21 protein-coding genes and 1 tRNA gene are annotated in these 19,806 nt (G+C 68.1%); 6 read left to right on the top strand and 16 right to left on the bottom strand.

Features of this window, described 5'->3' with window-relative positions; genetic code table 11:
• Positions 1 to 216 precede the first annotated feature (216 nt).
• Positions 217 to 2,202 carry a hypothetical protein gene (locus MFF54_RS01080; protein ID WP_238300605.1) on the top strand — a complete coding sequence of 662 codons (1,986 nt, stop codon included), beginning with the start codon at positions 217 to 219 and terminating at the stop codon, positions 2,200 to 2,202.
• Positions 2,203 to 2,459: 257 nt separating this feature from the next.
• Here the strand turns inward: MFF54_RS01080 and MFF54_RS01085 are convergent, their stop codons facing one another.
• The 8 genes from MFF54_RS01085 to MFF54_RS01120 all read right to left on the bottom strand — a co-directional run bounded on the left by MFF54_RS01085 (position 2,460) and on the right by MFF54_RS01120 (position 7,678).
• Positions 2,460 to 3,176, bottom strand: a complete 717-nt coding sequence (locus MFF54_RS01085) for a Crp/Fnr family transcriptional regulator (RefSeq protein WP_238300606.1) — start codon at positions 3,174 to 3,176, stop codon at positions 2,460 to 2,462.
• A gap of 813 nt (positions 3,177 to 3,989) precedes the next feature.
• Entirely contained in the window at positions 3,990 to 4,478 is a 489-nt protein-coding gene (locus MFF54_RS01090) for a hypothetical protein (protein WP_238300607.1), read from the bottom strand.
• A complete protein-coding gene (locus MFF54_RS01095) occupies positions 4,475 to 4,768 on the bottom strand; it encodes a hemolysin XhlA family protein (RefSeq protein WP_238300608.1) in 294 nt (97 codons plus the stop codon). The genes MFF54_RS01090 and MFF54_RS01095 overlap by 4 nt, the downstream gene beginning before the upstream one ends.
• Positions 4,769 to 4,809: 41 nt before the next feature.
• Positions 4,810 to 5,169, bottom strand: a complete 360-nt coding sequence (locus MFF54_RS01100) for a 3TM-type holin (protein ID WP_238300609.1) — start codon at positions 5,167 to 5,169, stop codon at positions 4,810 to 4,812.
• A 147-nt stretch (positions 5,170 to 5,316) separates the two neighbouring features.
• Complete coding sequence (locus MFF54_RS01105) at positions 5,317 to 5,532, bottom strand: hypothetical protein (protein ID WP_238300610.1); 216 nt, start codon at positions 5,530 to 5,532, stop codon at positions 5,317 to 5,319.
• A 24-nt stretch (positions 5,533 to 5,556) separates the two neighbouring features.
• Positions 5,557 to 6,036 carry a glycoside hydrolase family 108 protein gene (locus tag MFF54_RS01110; protein ID WP_306423940.1) on the bottom strand — a complete coding sequence of 160 codons (480 nt, stop codon included), beginning with the start codon at positions 6,034 to 6,036 and terminating at the stop codon, positions 5,557 to 5,559.
• 487 nt (positions 6,037 to 6,523) lie between these two features.
• A complete protein-coding gene (locus MFF54_RS01115; protein WP_238300611.1) occupies positions 6,524 to 6,814 on the bottom strand; it encodes a phage tail protein in 291 nt (96 codons plus the stop codon).
• Positions 6,815 to 6,817: 3 nt separating this feature from the next.
• Complete coding sequence (locus MFF54_RS01120) at positions 6,818 to 7,678, bottom strand: hypothetical protein (protein WP_238300612.1); 861 nt, start codon at positions 7,676 to 7,678, stop codon at positions 6,818 to 6,820.
• Between MFF54_RS01120 and MFF54_RS01125 the strand changes: the two genes are divergently transcribed.
• On the top strand, positions 7,647 to 7,952 hold the full coding sequence (locus MFF54_RS01125; protein WP_238300613.1) for a hypothetical protein: 306 nt from the start codon (positions 7,647 to 7,649) through the stop codon (positions 7,950 to 7,952). The genes MFF54_RS01120 and MFF54_RS01125 overlap by 32 nt on opposite strands.
• Positions 7,953 to 8,015: 63 nt before the next feature.
• Here MFF54_RS01125 and MFF54_RS01130 read toward each other — a convergent pair whose 3' ends face one another.
• Positions 8,016 to 8,300, bottom strand: a complete 285-nt coding sequence (locus MFF54_RS01130) for a hypothetical protein (protein ID WP_238300614.1) — start codon at positions 8,298 to 8,300, stop codon at positions 8,016 to 8,018.
• A 672-nt stretch (positions 8,301 to 8,972) separates the two neighbouring features.
• Here MFF54_RS01130 and MFF54_RS01135 point away from each other — a divergent pair.
• Positions 8,973 to 9,506 (top strand): hypothetical protein, encoded by a 534-nt coding sequence (locus MFF54_RS01135; RefSeq protein WP_238300615.1) that lies wholly within the window; start codon positions 8,973 to 8,975, stop codon positions 9,504 to 9,506.
• Positions 9,507 to 9,730: 224 nt separating this feature from the next.
• Here MFF54_RS01135 and MFF54_RS01140 read toward each other — a convergent pair whose 3' ends face one another.
• The 3 genes from MFF54_RS01140 to MFF54_RS01150 form a co-directional block, all read right to left on the bottom strand.
• Positions 9,731 to 10,000 carry a hypothetical protein gene (locus MFF54_RS01140; RefSeq protein ID WP_238300616.1) on the bottom strand — a complete coding sequence of 90 codons (270 nt, stop codon included), beginning with the start codon at positions 9,998 to 10,000 and terminating at the stop codon, positions 9,731 to 9,733.
• Positions 10,001 to 10,196: 196 nt separating this feature from the next.
• On the bottom strand, positions 10,197 to 10,433 hold the full coding sequence (locus MFF54_RS01145) for a hypothetical protein (RefSeq protein WP_238300617.1): 237 nt from the start codon (positions 10,431 to 10,433) through the stop codon (positions 10,197 to 10,199).
• An 804-nt stretch (positions 10,434 to 11,237) separates the two neighbouring features.
• A complete protein-coding gene (locus MFF54_RS01150; protein WP_238300618.1) occupies positions 11,238 to 11,630 on the bottom strand; it encodes a hypothetical protein in 393 nt (130 codons plus the stop codon).
• A gap of 411 nt (positions 11,631 to 12,041) precedes the next feature.
• Between MFF54_RS01150 and MFF54_RS01155 the strand changes: the two genes are divergently transcribed.
• A complete protein-coding gene (locus tag MFF54_RS01155) occupies positions 12,042 to 12,755 on the top strand; it encodes a tyrosine-type recombinase/integrase (RefSeq protein ID WP_238300619.1) in 714 nt (237 codons plus the stop codon).
• On the opposite strand, the gene MFF54_RS01160 is transcribed toward MFF54_RS01155, so the two are convergent.
• A tRNA-Pro gene (locus MFF54_RS01160) sits at positions 12,734 to 12,810 on the bottom strand. The two genes, MFF54_RS01155 and MFF54_RS01160, sit on opposite strands and share 22 nt — an antisense overlap.
• Before the next feature lie 91 nt (positions 12,811 to 12,901).
• Positions 12,902 to 13,660 carry a 4'-phosphopantetheinyl transferase family protein gene (locus MFF54_RS01165; protein WP_238300620.1) on the bottom strand — a complete coding sequence of 253 codons (759 nt, stop codon included), beginning with the start codon at positions 13,658 to 13,660 and terminating at the stop codon, positions 12,902 to 12,904.
• A gap of 133 nt (positions 13,661 to 13,793) precedes the next feature.
• Here MFF54_RS01165 and ligA point away from each other — a divergent pair, with 133 nt between their 5' ends.
• The gene (ligA, locus tag MFF54_RS01170; RefSeq protein WP_238300621.1) at positions 13,794 to 16,289 is read left to right on the top strand and encodes an NAD-dependent DNA ligase LigA; all 2,496 of its coding nucleotides are present in this window, start codon (positions 13,794 to 13,796) and stop codon (positions 16,287 to 16,289) included.
• Positions 16,290 to 16,339: 50 nt separating this feature from the next.
• The gene (locus tag MFF54_RS01175) at positions 16,340 to 16,927 is read left to right on the top strand and encodes a sugar O-acetyltransferase (protein WP_238300622.1); all 588 of its coding nucleotides are present in this window, start codon (positions 16,340 to 16,342) and stop codon (positions 16,925 to 16,927) included.
• Positions 16,928 to 17,312: 385 nt separating this feature from the next.
• On the opposite strand, the gene MFF54_RS01180 is transcribed toward MFF54_RS01175, so the two are convergent.
• Positions 17,313 to 18,425 carry a GNAT family N-acetyltransferase gene (locus MFF54_RS01180; protein ID WP_238300623.1) on the bottom strand — a complete coding sequence of 371 codons (1,113 nt, stop codon included), beginning with the start codon at positions 18,423 to 18,425 and terminating at the stop codon, positions 17,313 to 17,315.
• The gene (locus tag MFF54_RS01185; protein ID WP_238300624.1) at positions 18,422 to 19,774 is read right to left on the bottom strand and encodes a lipopolysaccharide biosynthesis protein; all 1,353 of its coding nucleotides are present in this window, start codon (positions 19,772 to 19,774) and stop codon (positions 18,422 to 18,424) included. The genes MFF54_RS01180 and MFF54_RS01185 overlap by 4 nt, the downstream gene beginning before the upstream one ends.
• Between the last annotated feature and the right edge of the window lie 32 nt (positions 19,775 to 19,806).

A 19,806-nucleotide genomic window follows, 5' to 3' on the forward strand; every position in this document is an offset into this window, starting at 1 on the left:
GGTGTGCCACTGCAGGTGCCAGCATGCCGGTAGATCTGCCCGCCGTATGGTCGACGAGCGCCTGCCGCTACTCACAGCCTTCGGGCACCCCAACGCACCGCACGGGAAACATCATCGTGCGAGCTTGAGCGCCAGCCAGATACCGACTTAGAGTTGTGCCGTTAATCGGTTCGACCTGGACGCTTTGAGCCGCGTTCCAAAGGTGGGGAAGCGCACATGGTCACCTACGTCTCAAGCTCTCCGCTCGTCGCCAACGCGTCACCGACCGGCACCCAAACCGCGTCCGACATCGCTGCGCTGGCGTCGGGTGGGTATGTGGTGACGTGGGTCGATGGGCCTCCGTTTGGTGCGGGTTCCGTCTATGCGCGCGTCTACGATGCGAACGGAAACCCGACGACGCGCGAAATCCTGGTTGGGGCAGGAGGTCAGAGTTCCGTGACGGCTCTGCCCAACGGTGGCTTTGCTGTTGCCCTCACGCAGGGCTCAGTCGGGTCTAGCACGGGCTCGGGCATCAGCATGCGCTCGTTCAACGCTGGAGGGGTGGCCCAGACAGATCTAGTCTCGCTCGCGCGCGCACCGGAAGGTACCCCGACGCCTTCGTCGGTGGGGCTGCCTGAAATCACGGCTTTGGCTGACGGACGCTTGATCGCGGCTTGGCAGAGCAACGGCGGGGATGGTGGCAGCAGCAAGATCGTCGGCACGATCCTGTCATCGCACGGCAGAGTTTTGTCTGCCCCCCTACATCTAGGAACAGCAAGCCAGGGCTCCTTTGGGTTCAGCGAAATCTCGCTTTCGCCGCTCAATAATGGTGGGTTCGCAGTTGCCAGCGAAGAGCATACACGTTCGTCTATCGAGAGATTGGGTAAGATAAGGCCATATGGAAAGACATACTACCAGTTATTTGACAGCAGTGGCTCGACCTCTTCTAGCGTTTCTATCTTGAGCGAAGGCGAACTGACGCCTGTTTCCGCGGCGACCTTGATCGATGGCCGGGTTGCTGTTGGCTACAGGAACGGCTTCAACTTCGTTTTTCGACTAGTCTCGGCGGACGGGACCGTAGGCTCTGAACAGACGATCGGGGCATCTGCGCGGGTCGGCTTCACCTCCCGTCCAGATGTGGTTGGCGACCTCAACCTTTCATCTACAACTGATGGGAATATTTTAGCCCATTACGACAAAGATGTTACGCCATCTACGAGCTTTTTCGGTATAAGCTCTGAAGTATCTGAGCTTATCTCTCCAACTGGAGCTAAATTAAACAGCGTTTCGAGCTTAAATCCGGCCACGCTTTCTGGCTCAAGCCGCATCAGCTCTCAGCTCGCGGTAGCACTGATGACAGGCTCGGTCGGTACGGCACAGACGGTAAGCGTCTTTGGCGAGGACGACGTATTCACACGCGTGTATCAGCCGGCCGCATCAACAATTGACCCAGACGGCGCACCGCTCGTGAACGACGCGTTCTACAACGCGCACTACCCCGATGTGGCCGCCGCAGGAATCGACCCGGAACACCACTACGCAACCGCCGGCTGGATCGAGGGACGTGATCCCAACCCGCTCTTCAGCACGGCGGGCTATCGCTCGGCCAACGTCGACGTCGCCCGCGCTTCGGTTGATCCGCTGCAGCACTATGACAGCTCCGGCTGGCGCGAGGGGCGTGATCCCGCCATCGCCTTCGATACGCAGTTCTACCTCGCCCGTAACCCGGACGTGGCGGCTGCCGGAGTAGATCCGCTGGCGCACTACCTGCAGAGCGGTCAAGCCGAGGGGCGGGAGATCTTCCCCTCCATCGGGCGGCCCGGGAGCGTCATTCACGGCTCGTTCGACGCTGAGTACTACCTGCTGGCCAATCCGGATGTCGGGGAGGCGGCGCGCGGTCAGAGCGGCGACGTGTTCGAGACCGCCTACCGTCACTACAGCACCAGCGGCTGGCGCGAGGGGCGCAACCCAAACGCCTACTTCGATACCAACGCCTATCTGGCGGCCTACCAGGACGTGAAGGCCGCCAACGTCGATCCCCTGCTCCACTACGACACAGCCGGCTGGCGGGAGGGTCGGGATCCATCAGCTCGCTTCGACACCTCGAGCTATCTGACCGCCTTCCCCGACGTCGCAGCAGCGGGCGTTGATCCGTTGCGGCACTTCCTGACTGCTGGTGCGCTGGAGGGCCGGCCGCCCTTTGGTGATGGTACCTTCGACTGATGCTGTGAGCGGCCGACACGAAAAAGCCCCCCGGCGGGGTGGGCGGGCTGAGTTCCGTCTCTACGCTCGACGAGAATGGCGCGGTGCCGCCTTCCAGTCAGGCGCTCTTCCAGGGTATTCCGCACTGGCGCGCCACGTGCAGCGATTGCGCCGACGTGGTCGGTTCCGCCCGTCGGCAAGCTCTGGCTATGACGTGGCAGAAGCCCTGACCTCTGCGTCGAATATGCCACCGAGTGTGAGACCGCAGAGTGGTGCCTTCAGGGTCCGTAACCGTCGAAGCACAGGTACGAGGGCTCGAACTCGGCAAGCTCTTTCAGAGACTCGACGTCTGGGATCGTGACCCGGTGATTCGTCCAAGTGATCAGCCCCTCCGCACGAAGCGCCTGCAGAACACGGTTCACGTGAACGGCCGAGACACCCAGCGCGTCGCCTAGATCCGTCTGCGAGATCGGGAGCCCGAAGCTGTGCTCGTCCGCCAGTCCAATCACCTGCAGGCAAACGAACAACTCGCACAGGGTATGGGCGAGTCGCTGGTTGGCCGGGCGGGCGTCGTTGACGATCCATTCGCGTGCCCGGCTTAGCTCGCGCAGCGTCACCCACCAGATTGCCCGGCTGATGCCAGGGTAACGGGCGATCAACTCGATCAATCTGGATCGAGCGAGATCCGCGACGGTGCAGGGTGTCAGAGCGCCGACGCGGAGGTCGCGCCCGAAGGCGCCTGTGTCGTGCATGAAGCAGAGGTCGCCGGGCAGGACGAAGGAGACGATCCGACGGTTGCCGTTCTGCAGGGTCTTGTACCGGCAAGCGAACCCACCTGTGACAAGATAGACGCGATCGGAACTGCCGCTGATAGCGATGTCATCTCGCGCCAGCACGGTCCGACGACCCTTGATCAAAACCTGTAGCTCAACGCGCTCTTCGTCAGACAGCTTCCCTGCGCGTTCGAGCTTCTGCAGGAATGGATCGTCTGGCACGGCTCGGCCTCGGCCTCGTTTAACATTTGATAAGATACGTCATGGTCTACCGGTAACCCACCACAACCGTTGATTGAAAAGACGTCAACTCTTTTCGTGCGTGTGGGGTGTTCCTCGCCCCTGGAACGCTCCTCGCCCGGAAAGCGATCCTTCCTTTCTTGCAGCTTATGGTTGCTGCTCTCGAAATGGAGGTGCGAGCGGTCCGCCGGCAACCTTACGGTACGAGCCTGCAACTGCATAAGGCGGGCCGTTTGCAATACTGGCAAGCTCATGAGCGGGCGGATACTTTTGCAACCAGACCTGAGCCTTGCGTTCAAAGCGCCGCCGCCTCAGACAAGCGACCGCTTCGCAAAATATTGGCCAGACGAAGGCAGGGGCATGGATGGAAGCCGATGGTTGGCCTCTAACTGTTAGGAGCTTTATGCCGGTGTTCATCCAGGGTATGGCGCCTTCAAGTCAGCAGGAAGCTCGGCGCCCTGTTGGCGTGGGGGACTTCCGATGATACCACACTGTCTGGTGACGCTGCTTGGCGGCGTGATCACGTTCCTTTTCCTTCAGCCCCTCTGGGGCCTTGCTGCAGTACTCTGGGCTCCGCTCGGAGGAAGCCTTGCCTGTGTGTTTTTTGCCTTGATTTTATCCTGGCGCTTAGAAGCGTCGGACGAGAAGGCGCGCACGATTACTGATCTTCCGGCTGACAATTTAGGACAACCTCAGATGGATCATTGCTGACGATAAAAAAGCCCGCCCCGTTGGGCCGGGCGAGCTGAGGGTTCATGCTCTTGGGTATGAGCTGAACGCGCGGGCAGGGCCGGATCATGGCGGTCCGCGCGCGGCGACCACCCCGCCGACGATCAGCCCGACTAACAGGCAGGCCAGGGCGACGACGGCGCTGAGATCCTGATCGGGTGCCGGGCAGTTCACGGCATCCGCTCCCGCGGCAGGATCTCGAACTCTAGCGCCGGCAGCATCACCACGATCGACCAGCCACCAGCGGCGGGTGAGTTCGCACTGGCGCGTCCGCTCGCGGGCCGACCTGATCAGCAGCCGCTCGCCAATGCGGACCTGCCGGCCAGGGTTCGCGACCTCTCGCGCGATGACCCGCACCGGCGGCTCGCGGTCGATGACCATGCCGGCGACCCACGTCATGGCTGCCAGGATCACGGCCCAGTAGAGGTAGTTCAGCAGCCGCTCGTAGAGCGGGATCTGGCGCGGGGCGTGAGACAGGGCCAGGGCGCGCGCGTACAAGTCGATGTCCTCGGGCTTGGGCTTGAGGTGTGCGGGCGTCGGGACGTGCTTGATCATCGCGGGGCGATGCCTCCTTTCACGATGACGAGGCCGAGCAGCGCCACCACGACGGCTCCGATGATGATCTTCACCAGCCAGCCGATGTTGTTGTTGAGCTTTTCCACGTCGTCCCTGACGTTCTTCAGATCGGCCTTGCTCGCATAGTTGTTCTTTACCTCCTCGAAGAAGCGATCGAGCTTCTTGTCGAGCTGTGCGACCTGATAGGCGAGCAGGCGCACGTCGCTCTTGATGTCGCCCTGCCCGGACAGGACGGGCGTGTCGGTGGATTCCTCCGGCAGCGTTGGCATCGCGTTCCCGCTCGTGTTGTTGGGGTCGGCTCAGGGGCCATTCAGCGCCGCACCGGCTGCGGCGGGAGTGCGCCGGGCACGCCCGTCGTCCGCTCGTAGGTACGCTGGAAGCCCAGACCAAGCAGGCCGAGCAGCACCGGCCACAGGTCCGTCACCACGAGCGTGGGAGGGGCCGGGAAGGCGAAGGCGAACGCCACGCCGACGGGCGCCCCCAGCCACGTCACGATCGGCGCGAACAGGTACTGGTAGGCGAGTGCCGCCACGCAGACCCACGCCGCGGCCGGGCGCCAGCGGGACGAGAAGCGGTCGTTGCCCTGCGCCTCGGCAAGGTTGATCGCGTTCTGCGCCTCGTTCTGCTTCTGGATCGTCGTCTGGATCGCGGTCTCGCGGGCAGTCAGCACCGCCTCAAGTTCGCGCTAGGCCGCCGCCTTGTGGGCCGGGTCCGGGACGAGGCGGTCGACGAGGATTTTCGCCGATCCGCCACGGAGGGGAGCAGCCCGGGCAGGGCTGCGTTCACGATGGTGCCGATGATGCCGCCGGCCATGGGATCAGCCCTTCTGCCGCGGGGGATGAGCGGCGCGCAGCCGCGCGAGGACGCCAGCGCATAAGCCCGGCTTCTCGGCCTCGGGGTTGGTGGCGATCGGCGGCGGGGTGGCCGCGGGCGAGCCGCCGTTGCGCTGCGCGGGCGCGAACACGGGCCCGGCCGAGGGCGGCGGCAAGGGCTCTACGCCCACCGACACAGTCGGCGCCGCGAGTTGCGTCATTGCGAGCGCCTCGGCCCGCACGCCCTAAACCCGGCTCGACCAGCCCTTCCCGAAGATCGGCCAGGTCGAGAGCTTACGCAAGAAGGCGAGCCGGTCCGCGCAGATGCGTTCGATGGTCTGCAGCGCGGGCTTGCTGGTGGTCGCCTTCAGCGTGATCTCGCCGACCGCCCCGTGGTCGGCCACGCCGACGGCGCGCTGCAGGGACATGGCGCCCCGCTTCCGGCCTGAGTTTACGGCGATGTCGAAGACGCAGTAATCCACGCCGGAGGGCAGCCGGTCGGCCCGAACCGCGTCCCGGTAGTTCTTCTGGTAGATCAGCGCGACGGTCGCGCGGGTGAGCGCCCGGACCTCGGCCTTGGTCGCGGGCCGGCCCAGCCAGTCCGAGAGCGTGCCGATGGTGATGCCGAGGTTGGTTGCGCCGCCCGTATCCTTCGGATGGTCGACGTAGCCTCCTTCATGGACGAGCACGAGCGCAAGCGCCCGCTCGAAGTTGGCGGCTGCCATGGTCAATTCCTCTTATGTGATGGAGCTCACTGTCGGACCAGCATATTCGGCCCATGCCTCCATCCAGCTCGCGGCCGACTTACTGCTGGCCGGGGCCGGGAGGACGCCATGGACGGAGATTTACTGTTTGTCGGGCTGTCCGCGGTGGGCGGTACAGGTCTCGTCATTGCGCTCGGTCTTGCGATGCGGCCGAGGCGGTCGGGCGACTAGGCGGCGCACGCGGGGACGCAGCTGGATCTGGCAGCAGGCATCATCCGAAAGGATTACCCACCAACGCGATGTGGTGAGTGCTGCAAGCTTCGCTATTCAGTAGATCAGAACACGAAGCGGGGGTTGCGATGCGAAAGATCGGCAAGATTACGGCGGCGGCCGAGGTGTGGGGAGCATGGCGCGACCCGATCGAGGTATCGGTACTGCTATTTGGGGGGTGGCTGGCCGCTGGGCTGTTCGCCGGGTGGGCCGGCGCCGTCGTGTGAGGTTGCCAGGGTCAGCCCGCGCGGCTCAGTCGCCGGCTTTGCGGGGATCCGTGCCGGCCTTGCCCGGAGCGGCAGAGGCTGTGCGCCAGCTCCAGGCTCGACAGGCCGGCGATGGCGCGGCGGTTGAACGGGTGAAGCCTGCCCTTCAGGGACAGCTTTTCCTCGCCCTCGCCCGTGAACTCGCGGTCTGGGCGCCGCCCGAGCAGTTCCTTCTTCGCCCAGGACGCCGAGGCCTCCCGGGACCACTCCTCGATGTTGTACGGGCGCCGCGAGATGGTGAGCGGGCCAACCTGCCAGAGCATGGATCAGGCCTCCCCGGCCGAGGGCGAGTTCGCGAAGGCCTGCGCGACACGGCCGGTGCGCCCCATCGCGCCGCCCGCGTTCGCGGCCGCCGTGGCGAGCGAGTTGACATTCGCCGCTGCGCCGCCGGCGCCGCTGTTCACCTGCGAGATCAGCGCGAGGACGCGCCCGAGCTTCTCGATGATGCCGTCCACGGGTGCGCTGTTGACGCTCGGCGCGATGGTTTTCCGCCCAACCTCGTCAATCTTGGTCCCGACTTCGTCGAGCTTGGTCTGAGCGCCTTCGACCTGCGAGGTGTCGACCTTCGGCGCGATCGTCTGCCCCGGCCCAAGCGCGTCGTTCATGTCGCCGTAGATGTTCGGCAGGCTGGCCGGCCGGCGCGGTGGCAGCGGTGTCACGGAGGGCAGCGGCTTGCGGCCCGAGGTGTCGAGCGGGAAGGCCTCGCCGAACGCCGAGCCGAACCGCGAGCCGCCGCCCTGACCGATCGGGCCGGTCTGCCCCTGGATCGGCGCGGTCGGGTCCTGCAGCATGCTCGGCGGATCCTTCCGCAGGCCTGCTGTCTCCATGTCGAGGTCGCCCTGCGCGCGCTTGGCCGCCGCGAGCGCCGCCCGCTTCGACCGGAGCACGCCGTCGATCTGGTCCTGGGAGCGCCCGGTCTGCCGCATCCTTCGCTCGGTTGCCGTGATGTCGTCCTCGATCGCCTTGATCTGGCCGGCCTGCTCCTTCTTCCGCTCCGGCAGGGTCTCGGCGAGCTTCTCGCGCGCGGCGTCGCCGGGCAGATCCTTCAGGAACTTGCCGACGCCGAGCAGCCCTCCCTTGTTGTAGGCCTCGTTGATGCGCTCGATCGCTTGGGCCGTCGCCTCCAAGCCCGCCGCCGAGGCGGCGCTGGCTGTGGCCGACACCTTCGTAGAGTCGGACGAGCCGGAAGGCGACGAGGACGAACAACAGGACGAGGCGCTTGCCGCGCCCGCGATCAACCGCCAGAGCCCCGACTACCTCCTCGGCTACGAGGGCGGCATCCAGGGCATGCGGAAGGAGCTCACGGCCGACATCAAGGCCGACGTCGCGCGCCTCGCGCACTTCGAGGCCGGGCAGGCCGACGGCCGCGCCGAGGCCGCCCGCGAGCGCGAGGAGGCCTAACGGGTGGCCGCTCGCATCCCATGCCCGACTTGCGCTGGCAGCCTGTCCTTACTCGCTGTGGTCTCAGTCCGCCCGCTTACCCGCAGATGCCTGCTTGAGAGCAGCTGTCATGCGTTCGATGGCCTCAACCGTCTCTCTGTGAGGCTCATCGATGCCGAGCTCCTTCATCGATTTCAGCTGCAGCAGCGTCGATACCAGCCTTTGGGTATCGCCCGGATCGATGCCGGCCTCCTTCTTCAGGTCGAGAGATTGAGCGAGTTCTTGTATAGATCTTGCCAGATCTTCGATCTTTTCTTCGATTGCAATCTTTGGTTCCGTATCGCTTGTGTCCATAGAGAGATAGACCAAATATTTCTTACGAACGATCTAATTCAGTTCGCATGCTGCGATGCGGCGGCGCGCAACATCGCGTCATCTTTTGACCTCTCAAATTCTCATCGCAATCGCAAGCTCTGTATTACGAATTATCCTCGGCGCGCAGTGCGTATGAGGGTTGGCCGCAGTCGGTGCAGCACTCGGTTTGCACAGGCCGGCGCGGGTACAGAGGCGATAGCCGGACCTTTGGCTGCGCGCCTGCGAGCCGCAGCATGACCGCGCCCGTCCGCCCCTCCGCGTCGGCCGGCGGGCAGCGCGATCCGTACCGCATCACGGGGCCGGCCCAGATCGCGTTCAGCGGCGGCCGCACATCCGGCTATCTTCTCGCCCAAATCCTGGCCGCGCATGGCGGGACCCTACCGCCGGACGTCCGCTTGGTCTTCACGAACACCGGCCGCGAGCATCCTGGCACGCTCCGCTTCTTCCATGACGTCGAGTCACGCTGGGGTATCCGCGTCCCTGGGGTATCCGCGTCCCTGGATCGAGTGGCGGGCCACCCCGGCGCGGCTCGAGGCGCGCACAGGATTCCGGGAGTGACTGGAGGCAAACGACTCGCACGGCCTGAGGGTTGATCCAGCGGGGTTCGCCCATGTCGGCCTCAACTCGGCCTCCGGCAACGGTGAGCCCTTCGCCGCCCTGATCGCCATGAAGCGAGCCATACCGAACGGGCGGCAGCGCTTCTGCAGCGAGTTCCTGAAGATCCTGCCCGCGCAGGCGCTCGCCCGATCCTGGGGCTGCGAGAATGGCGCCTACACCGAGGTCGTCGGCCTGCGCGACGATGAGCCGCCCGGCCGCGTGTCCAAGGCCAAGGCCGACGCCGATCGCTTCGGCCGCCGCGTCGTCTACCGGCTGGTCGAGGCAGGCGTGACGAAGGCGATGGTCCGAGCCTTCTGGCGCAAGCAGCCCTTCGACCTCGACCTGCCGCCCGGCCATGGCAACTGCGACCTATGCTTCCGGAAGGGCCGCCAGATCCGCAAGCGCGTGATCCGGCAGGAGCCGTGGCGCGCGAACAGGTGGATCCGTGAGGAGGCCGAGTGGGGCCACACCTTCGACGGCCGCACGGCCGTCGCCGCCCTCGTAGCCGAGGTTCGCCGCTCACCCGAGCTGCCGACGCTGCCGGACAGCGATGACGATTTTGACGTCGAATGCGGCTTGGCGTGTCAATTGGAGGCGGCATGAGCGGCCGCTACTGGTTCCCCCGCGAGGCCTACGCCGTGGACACGCGGCCAGCAACCGCGCTGGCAGCTCGCAGGCCCAGCGCGGGTCCGACAAGGCCGCCGCCACGAGGCGCCGCCGCACCCGGCCTGTGACCCTCGCCCGGTCCGCTGCGGACGAGGCGCCCGTCGCCCTTCCGATTTCCGCCCGCCCTGTGAGGTAGCCGAGCCTCGGCCGAGAACAGCAGGTCAGAGGTTGATGTCAGCCGCACACTCGCTCGCGGCAACGTCGAACGCGTTTTCCAACCGCTTTACAGCTGCAAGCCGCTGTATGAACGGCGCCCTGCAACAGTGCAGCCGCTCCACGTGCTCCAAGCCCGCTGCGATGAAGTAGAGGGGATACCTGGAAAGGTCTTCAAATCCCGCTGCGTCTGCCATGTCATACGCACTGACAAGTTCGAGATGGGCACGCTTGAGAGCGTGGAACGAGTCAACGAAGGCAGCCTCGCAGCATTTCATGCACTCCTCCCATGATGCGCTGATAATCAGCTTATGATCTTCATGATCGCTGAAGAGCGCAGTAAAGCGCGAACAGAAGTTTTCAAGCCGAAAGGATCCAGGTTGCTGGATAACAGGTATTACCCCCTTGAGACACTCAGCGGCTCCTGCGCGCGGATTCCGCGCCGTGTAAAGACCGCCCTCAGCCCGGAAAAGCTCAGGGCGTCGGCCGCCTCAGCTCGGCAGTCCAGTTGTGGTCGGGCCCCGCATGCTCGGCCGTGCGATGACCGCTCACGTGAGCGTGGCGACCAACATACAGCGTGGCAGTGAGGCCGAGCAGCGAGATCAAGGTCAGAGCGATGGCGTCCGGATGCCGGCGCGCTCGATGAATGCCAAGGCACCCAAGCGTGAAGCCGGCCGCGAGGACGAGGGAGATCGGCAGTTCGTGCGGCATCGGGGAGCACACCGCGTAACTCGACTGAGCTTGCGCAGCGGGAAGGCTACTACTGCTGGACGCTCACAGCAAACGAGCGAGCGCGCGATCCAAGAGGATCATGCGTCCGGTCGAGCAAGGCGCTTCCCGGTCAGCCGAATCCTCAATGGCGTAGAGCACAACGGCATGGCTCGAGGAGCGTCATGGGTGAGCGTCGGCGATGCGATTTACTGGGCGGCCTCTCTGTTAGGCCACCCATGCTCACTGAGCTCAAGCGAAGTGAGCAGGCAAGGCAAGACTCTGCACGACTACCGCTATCGCGGCAGCTGTACCCAGAGCGCCAAGAGCACCAATGGCGAGTTCAGCCTTCAGGGTTGTCATGACTAGTCTCCATCGTGTCCGCTGCTGTGCTGGCGGGTTAACGAAGACTTATGGTCAAGGTTTGGGTCCTGACGTGTCGCAGCACACCCTTGACGCATTCCGCATGGTGCAGGGCGGCGTGAGTGCGCGCATTGCTAAGATGATGTCTTCAATAGGCGCCACTCATGCTCTGTCACCTCCGACGTCAGAGGTAGCTGTCAAGGGTGTCCTCGACATCGACGGTGAGAACACCAAGCCCGAGGGCATGGGCCACTTCGCGGAATAGCATCATCGGTCGTCCTGGATCGCGTTGTCGGGGGTCGAGCTCCTGGCGCTCGGTCTGACCGTCTACGGCTGGCAGCCCGGAGCGTTCCGGCGTCGCCCCGTGCCGCCTCATAAGCCCAGCGCATGGAACCACGTGCCGCCCACCCGTACGGCCCGAAGCGTCTCGGCCGGGGAGGGCGCTTAGATGCCGCGCGCGGCCATCCGAATCGCCCAGCGCCCGACGCCGGACCTCTGGTCCGACGACGAGCCCATGACCCTGTACAAGGCCGTCGCGGTGGTCTTCCCGCCGGGCCCGCTGACACTTTCCAGCCTGCGGACAGCGATCAAGGACGGCGATTTGGCCGTCCGTACGGTCGCGGGCAAGATGCTGACTACGCCGCGCGCGATACGGGAGATGACGACGCCATGCCGGGCCGCAAAGCCAAGCCGCCCCGCCTCTGGCTCAGGGAGCGCGCCGGCCGCGAACCTGTCTGGGTCGTCCTCCACCGAGGCGCTGAGGTCAGCGCAGAATGCGGGCCTGACGACCATGGCGGCGCTGCGCGTTTCCTTGCGACCTACATCGGGCGCCAGCACGTCTCGACGTCGGCACGCATTCTCCCGCCGAGCTCGCTGTCGCCGATGTCCTGAGATTCTACGCCCAGGCCGAGCGTCCGGGGGAGGAGGCCAGCGCCGGCGCCGTCACCCGGTACGACGAGATGCTCGCCTACGTGGCGAAGCTGCTGGAGTTCTGGGGCGACAAACCGGTTGCCGCGATCAAGGGCGCGTCCTGCCGCGACTACGTCACGTGGCGGACGAGCCAGCCTCTGAAAGCTGCACGGAAGGGGCCTGCGAAGGAAAAGCGCGTCAGCGTAGCGACTGACCGGCGGGATCTCGAGGTGCTCCGAGCCGCGGTGAACCTCTACCATGCCGAGTACACCCTGGCCGCGGTGCCGAAGGTGACGCTGCCCGAGAAGGCGGTGGCGCGCGAGAGATGGCTGACCCGGCATGAGGCTGCTCGCGGCCTCGCTCGGCTTCATCTGGGATCCGCTCGGCCGCCGGTGGAGGCGGGACGCGGACGGTCGCCTGATTCGGCGGGACCGGGTGACGCGCACGCGGCGCGCCCACATCCGCCGCTTCATCCTGATCGGGATCTACACCGGCACCCGGCACGAGGCGATCGAACCCCTGCAGTGTCACCCGAACACGACCGGCGGCTGGTTCGATCTCGAGCGAGGTCGGATCTACCGGCGAGGGGAGGGGGAGCGGGAGACGAGAAAGCGGCGCCAACCCGAGAAGGTGGCGCATCGCCTCGTCCCGCACCTCACTCGCTGGGCTGCAAGCGACGCTGAGCACGGGGTGCTGCACGTCATCCACACGTCAAGCGGCGATTCGCTCTCCACCCCTATCCGCACGGGTTGGCGCGGCTGTCTGCGCAACGCCGGGCTCGACGCGAAGGTGGTCCCGCACGTCATGCGGCACACGGCTGCGACGTGGCTGATGCAGGCGGGCGTGGATGTATGGGAGGCGGCCGACATGCTCGGCATGATGATGGAGACGCTTCATGGGACCTACGAGCGTCAGCATCCTGATTTCCAGGATGGGGCCGCAGGCGCGTTTCGGGGGGAAGCGTTAACGCCCATTTCGTGGGCCATTTCATGGGCCGAGAATTTCGGGATCGGCCCAAGCTATTGTATTAATGGTCGGAGTGGCAGGATTTGAACCTGCGACCCCCACGTCCCGAACGTGGTGCGCTACCAGACTGCGCTACACTCCGAAGGCCGGTCAGCGCCGGCGAGCGGGTGTATAGCTGCGGCCTCGTCGCGCCGCAAGCTGCCTTGGGCAATCTCGCGCGAGAATCTTTGCGGTCACGGGAGATGGTCGGGCCAACCCGTTGGCAGCGCTCGCAGAATGACCGGCACGTCGCCGCCCGTGACGGCAACGGTCGCGGCGTAGTCGCGGCCGAGTTCGAGGTCGCGGAGCGTCCAGGCAGCGGGGCCGCCCAGCATCCGCAGGAGGCGCGGTGCGGCGGGCGGGAGCGTCACGCTGAAGCGATCGAGGGGCATGGCGAGGCCGGCGCCGAGCGCCTTCACCACCGCCTCCTTGCGCGTCCACAAGCCGAAGAAGGCTGCCACGCGCTCACGCTCGGGCGTCGTCGCAAGAGTCTCGGTCTCGTCGGGTGAAAAATGACCGCGGGCGATGCGCAGCGCGTCGGGCAGCGGCCTGATCCTCTCGACGTCGACACCGATGGGATGGTGGGTCGAGAGGCCGATCAGGGCCAGCCCGCCCGAGTGCGAGAGGTTGAAGCCGGGTGCATCCGGCGCCGCGCCGGCGAGTTCCGGCTTGCCGTTCGGCCCGGTCGCGAAGGCGAGACCGCGCGGATCGGCACCGAGGGCGCGGCCGAGTACCAGCCGCAGGGCCGCGTGGCTGGCGCGGTAGCGGTCGCGATCCTCGGTCCTCAGGAAGCGGTCGGACCGGGCACGCTCCGCTTCCGACAGCACCGCGTCGCAAGCGGTCAGGGCCGGCGGCGACAGGGCGAGATCGACGAGCCAGACGCTGGCTCCGCTGCGCGCTGCGGGCTCCGCTGCCGTCCAGCCGGCCGCGGCGGCACCGATCGTGGTCGTCATGGCACCGGGCCATTCATGTCGCAGTCTTCCCGAGCCCGGACGGTGGAAAGGGCGCGGAGGCCGAGCGCCGCGGTCGCCATGCCCTGCCACCATGCGATAGAAGCGCCTGCCCACCGACAAGCCAGCCGCGATCATGCCGAACCCCGCCGCGAATGCCAGCGCGAACACCGCCGACGCTGACCTGCCCGAAACCGCGGAGGCGGCGCGTGCCGAGCACGCGGCGCTCTCGGAGCGGATCGCCGAGGCCGACCGCCTCTACTACCAAGAGGACGCGCCCGAGATCACGGACGCGGAATACGATCGGCTGCGCCGCCGGCTCGAGAGCATCGAGGCCCGCTTTCCGGATCTGGCCGGAACGGGCGTGGCGAGTGCGTCCGTCGGTGCCAAGCCGTCGGAGAAGTTCGGCAAGGTCCGGCACGCGGTGCCGATGCTCTCCCTTGGCAACGCCTTCGCGGACGCGGAGGTGGAGGAGTTCGCCGCGCGGGTGCGCCGCTTCCTGAACTGGCCGGAGTCCGAGCCGCTCGCCTTCACGGCCGAGCCGAAGATCGACGGGCTCTCCCTCTCCCTGCGCTACGAGGACGGCGTTCTCGTCACCGCAGCCACGCGCGGCGACGGCGAGGTCGGCGAGAACGTGACCGCCAACGCCCGCACCGTGCAGGACATCCCGGAGCGGCTGACGGGCGCGGGCGTCCCGCCGCTCTGCGAGGTGCGCGGCGAGGTGTATCTCAGCCACGCCGACTTCGCGGCGATCAACGCGCGCCAGGAAGCCCAGGGCAAGCCGCTCTTCGCCAATCCGCGCAACGCCGCCGCCGGGTCGCTGCGCCAGCTCGACCCCACGATCACCGCGTCCCGCCCCTTGCGCTTCTTCGCCTATGCCTGGGGCGCGGTGGAGCCCGCCTTCGAGGGCACCCAGTCCGGGGTGATGGAGCGCTTCCGCACCTGGGGCCTGCCGGTGAACCCGCTCACCGTGCGCTGCACCGACACGGCCGGGATGCTGGCCCACTACCGGCGGATCGAGGCCGACCGGGCGGATCTCGGCTACGACATCGACGGCGTCGTCTACAAGGTCGACGACCTCGCCCTGCAGCGCCGGCTCGGCTTCGTCTCGCGCTCGCCGCGCTGGGCACTCGCCCATAAGTTCGCCGCGCAGGAAGCGTTCACGGTCGTCGAGGAGATCGTGATCAATGTGGGCCGCACCGGCTCGCTCAACCCCTTGGCCAAGCTCCGGCCGGTGACGGTCGGCGGCGTGGTGGTGTCGAACGCGACGCTCCACAACGAAGGCTACGTGAAGGGCGTCGGCGGCGACGGCGAGCCCATCCGCGAGGGCCGCGACATCCGGGTCGGCGACACCGTGATCGTGCTGCGGGCAGGCGACGTCATCCCGAAGGTGATGGACGTGGTGCTCGACAAGCGGCCCACGGATTCGCGGCCCTACGCCTTCCCCGAGACCTGCCCGGCCTGCGGCAGCAAGGCGGTGCGCGCCTTTAATCCGCGCACCAAGAAGCCGGACTCCGTGCGCCGCTGCACCGGCGGCCTGATCTGCCCGGCGCAGGGGCTGGAGCGGCTGAAGCACTTCGTCTCGCGCAACGCCTTCGACATCGAGGGCTTCGGCGAGACCTATATCGAGACGCTCTACGAGGACGGGCTGATCCGCCAGCCGGCCGACATCTTCCGGCTCGATTTCGACGCGGTGAAGGACGCGCTCGCTGCACGCCGCCGGGCGCTCGCCGACGCGCGCGCCCGGCAGAAGGAGGAGGCGGCGCGCGCCGCCGGCGAGACGATCCGCCAGCCCAAGAAGGCGGCGCGCAAGGAGGAGCGGGCGCTCGCCATCGAGAACCTGTTCGCGGCGATCGCGGCCCGGCGCAGCGTCGGCCTGCCCCGCTTCATCTTCGGCCTCGGCATCCCGAATGTCGGCGAGGTGACGGCGAAGGAACTCGCCAAGGTGTTCGCGGACATGCCGGCGCTGATCGCGGCAGTCGACGCGGCCGGCGCCTGCCGCCCGGGCCTCGCCTGGCTCGAACTCGACGCGGTGGAGCGGATCGGCCCGGTGGTGCGCGAAGCGCTCCTCGACCGCGTCGCGGAACGCGAGGCGCAGGGCCTGCCCCCCGACGTGCTGGCAGCGGGCGCCGTGAAGGGCCTGGGCGCGGCCGCGCGGGAGAAGCTGATCGCCGCCTTCGGCGAGGGCGAGGCGTTCGACGCGGCCCTGCTGCGCGCGGCCCGCGAACGGCCCTGCGACGCCTATCTGCGCTTCGCCGAAGGCGCGAGCGATGTCGGCGACGTGGTGAAGGACGCGCTGATCGACTTCTTCGCCGAGGCGCACAACCGCGACGCGGTCGCCGCGCTCCTCGCCGAGGTGCGCACCGAGCGCCCCGAGATCGCGACGCCCACCGGTGACAGCGATCTCGCCGGCAAGATCGTGGTCTTCACCGGCAGCCTGGAGCGGATGACGCGCAACGAAGCCAAGGCCACGGCCGAGCGGCTCGGGGCCAAGGTCGCCTCGTCGGTCTCCGGAAACACAGACCTCGTCGTGGCGGGTCCGGGCGCCGGCTCGAAGCTGAAGGAGGCGGAGAAGCATGGCGTCACGGTCCTGACGGAGGCCGAGTGGCTCGAGCGCGTCGGCCAGACCTGACCACCCACGGCCCGCGCCTTCACCGCCCCCGATCGATGCCTGGAGGATCCATGACCCGGTCTCTGGACGAGCGCTCCCAGAAGCAGCGGATGCTCGCCGGCGAACTCTACATCGCCGACGATCCGGAACTTGCCGCTGACAACCGGCGGATCTCCGCCTGGATGGACCGCTACAACGCCACCCAGACCCTGAGCCAGCCCGAGCGACAGGCTCTGCTGGAGGCGATGTTCGCGCGCGTCGGAGCGGGGTGCAACATCCGGCCGCCCTTCCACTGCGACTACGGGTACAACATCAGTCTCGGACGGGGCGTGTTCATGAACCACAATTGCTGCATCCTGGACGTGGTCCAGGTCAGCATCGGCGACCTGACGCAGATCGGGCCCGGCGTGCAGATCCTGACGGCCGACCACCCGCGCAACCCGGCCCAGCGGCGGCAAATGCTGGAATTCGGCCGTCCGGTCACGATCGGGGCGAATGTCTGGATCGGCGGCGGCGCCATCCTGCTGCCGGGCGTGACGGTCGGCGACGACGCGATCATCGGGGCCGGCAGCGTGGTGACGCGCGATGTGCCGGCGGGCGGCGTCGCGGTCGGCAATCCCGCCCGGCTCCGCGACGCGCCGGGTGAGCGTTCGCCCTGAGGTGGAGGGCGCTTCGGCCGACCGGATCGGGAGTCGGCCGACCGAAGCGCCGCCGGGTCGTCGCGGCCGGCAGAGCCAACATGGGCGCGACGGGCCGTTCGGCGAGGCAGCGGAAGCGCATTCCGCCCGGTGTCGCGTTCGGGCAACAGCGGCGCGAACCGCCATCGCCGCTCGCTCGGCTCAGCGCAGGTGAAAGGCGAGCCAGGCCACAGCGGCGAGGGTCGCCACCAGAAGCAGTACCCGACGGAGCTTCGACCGGCGTCGCGCGCCGTCTCCGTCGGTCCGGGACAGGCCGGCAGGGGGTGCGCGCGGCGGTTCGGCCATGCCGAGCAGAACGGTCGCCCGGGCCCAACGTTCCCGCGCCCAGCGCGGCCCAGGTGAAGGCTCAACGCCGCCCGAGCACCCGCTTTGCCGCCGCGCGGGCGTGCTGAGCGAGCCGGGCGAGCCGGATCCGCTGCTCGAGCGATGGAATCGACGCGCCCGGCGGCAGCGCCACGATCTCGAACAGCGTGTCGCGCTCGGGATAGAGATCTTCCAGGACCGATCCGGGCAGCGCGGCCGAATCGAGCCGATCGGCAAAGCGGGTCTCGTGGCAGGCCCTGACGATCTCGGCTTCCAGGATGAGGCCGGGAGCCTGAGCGCGGCGCGCCTCGTCATAGGCCGTCTTCAGAAGCGTGGCGGTGCACCCGTCCGTCAGCGCGAGGCTGATCGCGACCGGCACGCCATCGAGGGTCAGGCAGTCGGCCCGGGCGCGAACAGGGCCGTCCACCGCGGCGAACAGGGCGCGGGCGAGCCGCGCCGTCTCGGGACGGCAGGCCATGGCGGTTCCGGCCGCGCCCTTCCAGCCGCGCCGCTCCAGCGTCAGGAAGGCCTCGACCGCGGCCGCCAGTTCCGGACCCTCGGTCGCCGTCCGGAGGGCGAGTGCGCCGTCCCCGGCGAGCCGGCGGGCGCGCCGGCGCAGATCCTTCAGGCGGCCGCTCCTGGGGTGATCGGCCAGGAAGGCCGCGTGGCTCTCGCGCCGGTCGAGCACGGGCCGGGCGAACGCCGACACCGCGCCGTGCGACCAGCCGGCCCGGTCGAGGGCCGCGCCCAGCGGCTCGGCCTCGGCGCGGGGCAGCAGCGGCCAGCGCCACGCGCGGCCCGGGGCCGCGACGGCGAGCCCCCGGACCAGGGCGTCCAGTGCGTTCGACGCCTCCGCGGCGACGAGCGGGCCCGTCGCCGTCACGAATGGCGAGTGGAACGGGCCCGCGACAGGCCCGCCGAGGCCGACGGGATCGCGCCGCAGCCGGAACGGCAGGAGCGCGTCGAGCCGACTGCCGCGACCGACGGCGAGAACCGCGAGATCGTCGCCGACGAGCCCCGCGGCCCGATGTGCCGTCATGACGTGTCGGCTGTAATGCGGGTGGGGGGCGCGAGCGCGGCCGTACAGGTCGTCCCAGGCTCGCCCGTCGAGGGTAGCGAGCGGTCGGATCGCGACCTCCGGCCCCCCGTCGCTCATCGGCCCGCGGCATCCGCGCGGTCGGTTCGAAGTTCCGACCAGATCGGCGTCGCGAGGCCGTGGACGGCGCGGGCGGCCCAGGCCAGGGCCAGGGCGCGCAGAACGGTGGCGGCGGACATGGACGCCGCCGCGCCCAGGAGGCCGAGGGCCGGGATCAGCAGAAGGCCGAGCAGGATCGCCACGCCGAGGGCGGCCAGGGTGAGCCCGGCGCAGAGCCGCTCGCCGCCCAGCATGGTCAGGAGGTCCTCGCCCGGTCCGAACAGGCTGGCGGCGACGCTGCCCATGACCAGCACGGCCAGCGCCGGCACGCCCGCGCCGAAGCCCTCACCGAACACGGCCAGCAGCGGCGGCCCGGCGGCGAGGACCGCGAGCCCGGTCACGAGCGTGGCGGCGGCGGTGGCCCGCGCCTGAAGGCGGATGAGCCGCGCAAGCCCGGCTCGGTCGCCGCGGCCCTGGGCGGCACTGAAGCGCTGGGCGGTGGCGGCGCTGGCGGCGAACTGCACGAAGGGCACGAATTGCTGCACGCGGGTTACCGCGAAGTAGAGGCCGACCGCGGAAGGGGGCATCAGGAGGCCGAGCAGCAGGACGTCGACGAACCCGAAGGCGGTGGTGGCGAGATCGACGAGGGCGATGGGCAGAGAGGCCTTGAGCCAGACCCGTGGACGGAAGCGGCGCGGCCCCGGCGGCAACACCCGTCGCAGCCGGTGGGCGAGGACGAGCGCCTGAAGCGCCGTAGAGACGCCCGCCGCCAGCAGCATGCAGGCCATCGCGACTTCGGGCCGGGCCGAGGCGCCGGCGAGGACGGCGGCGGCCAGCCCTGCGACCATCACGAGCTGCCGCAGCAAGTAGGGCGGCAGGATCGCGAGTACGACCCAGTTCTGGCTGCGCGCCACTCCTTCGAGGTAGTCCTGCAGCGCCAGAAGCGGCAGCAGGCAGGCCGCTAGCAGAAGGGGTGTCCGGTAGGCCTCGGGAAGGAGATCGGGCGACAATCGGAGCAGGCCGAGGCCGAGGAGGACGAGGCCGCTGGAGACGCCGAGCGTGACGAGCGTGCCGGCCGCGAGATAGCCGCGGGCATGGTCGAGATCGCCTCGCGCCTGCTCGACGGGCAGGAAGCGGCAGGCGCCCTGCGAGAGACCGAGCGTCAGGGTGTGGCCGAGCATGACGGTCCAGACCCAGAGGCTCGCGTAGATGCCGTAGCCGTCCCAGCCCATCAGCCGCGCCGCGACGACCTGGGCGCCGTAGGCGAGGCCCGCCGCCGCGACGCGGATCGCGAAGACGCTGAGCGCGGCGCCCGCGGCGCCGTCCCGCAGGCGCAGCCAGGTCGCGCCCGCAACAGCCGAGACCGCCATGCCCGCTCCGCGCGAAGACCGAAGCCTCCTCT

The sequence above is a fragment of the Methylobacterium gregans genome (assembly GCF_022179245.1).
GTDB lineage: Bacteria > Pseudomonadota > Alphaproteobacteria > Rhizobiales > Beijerinckiaceae > Methylobacterium > Methylobacterium gregans.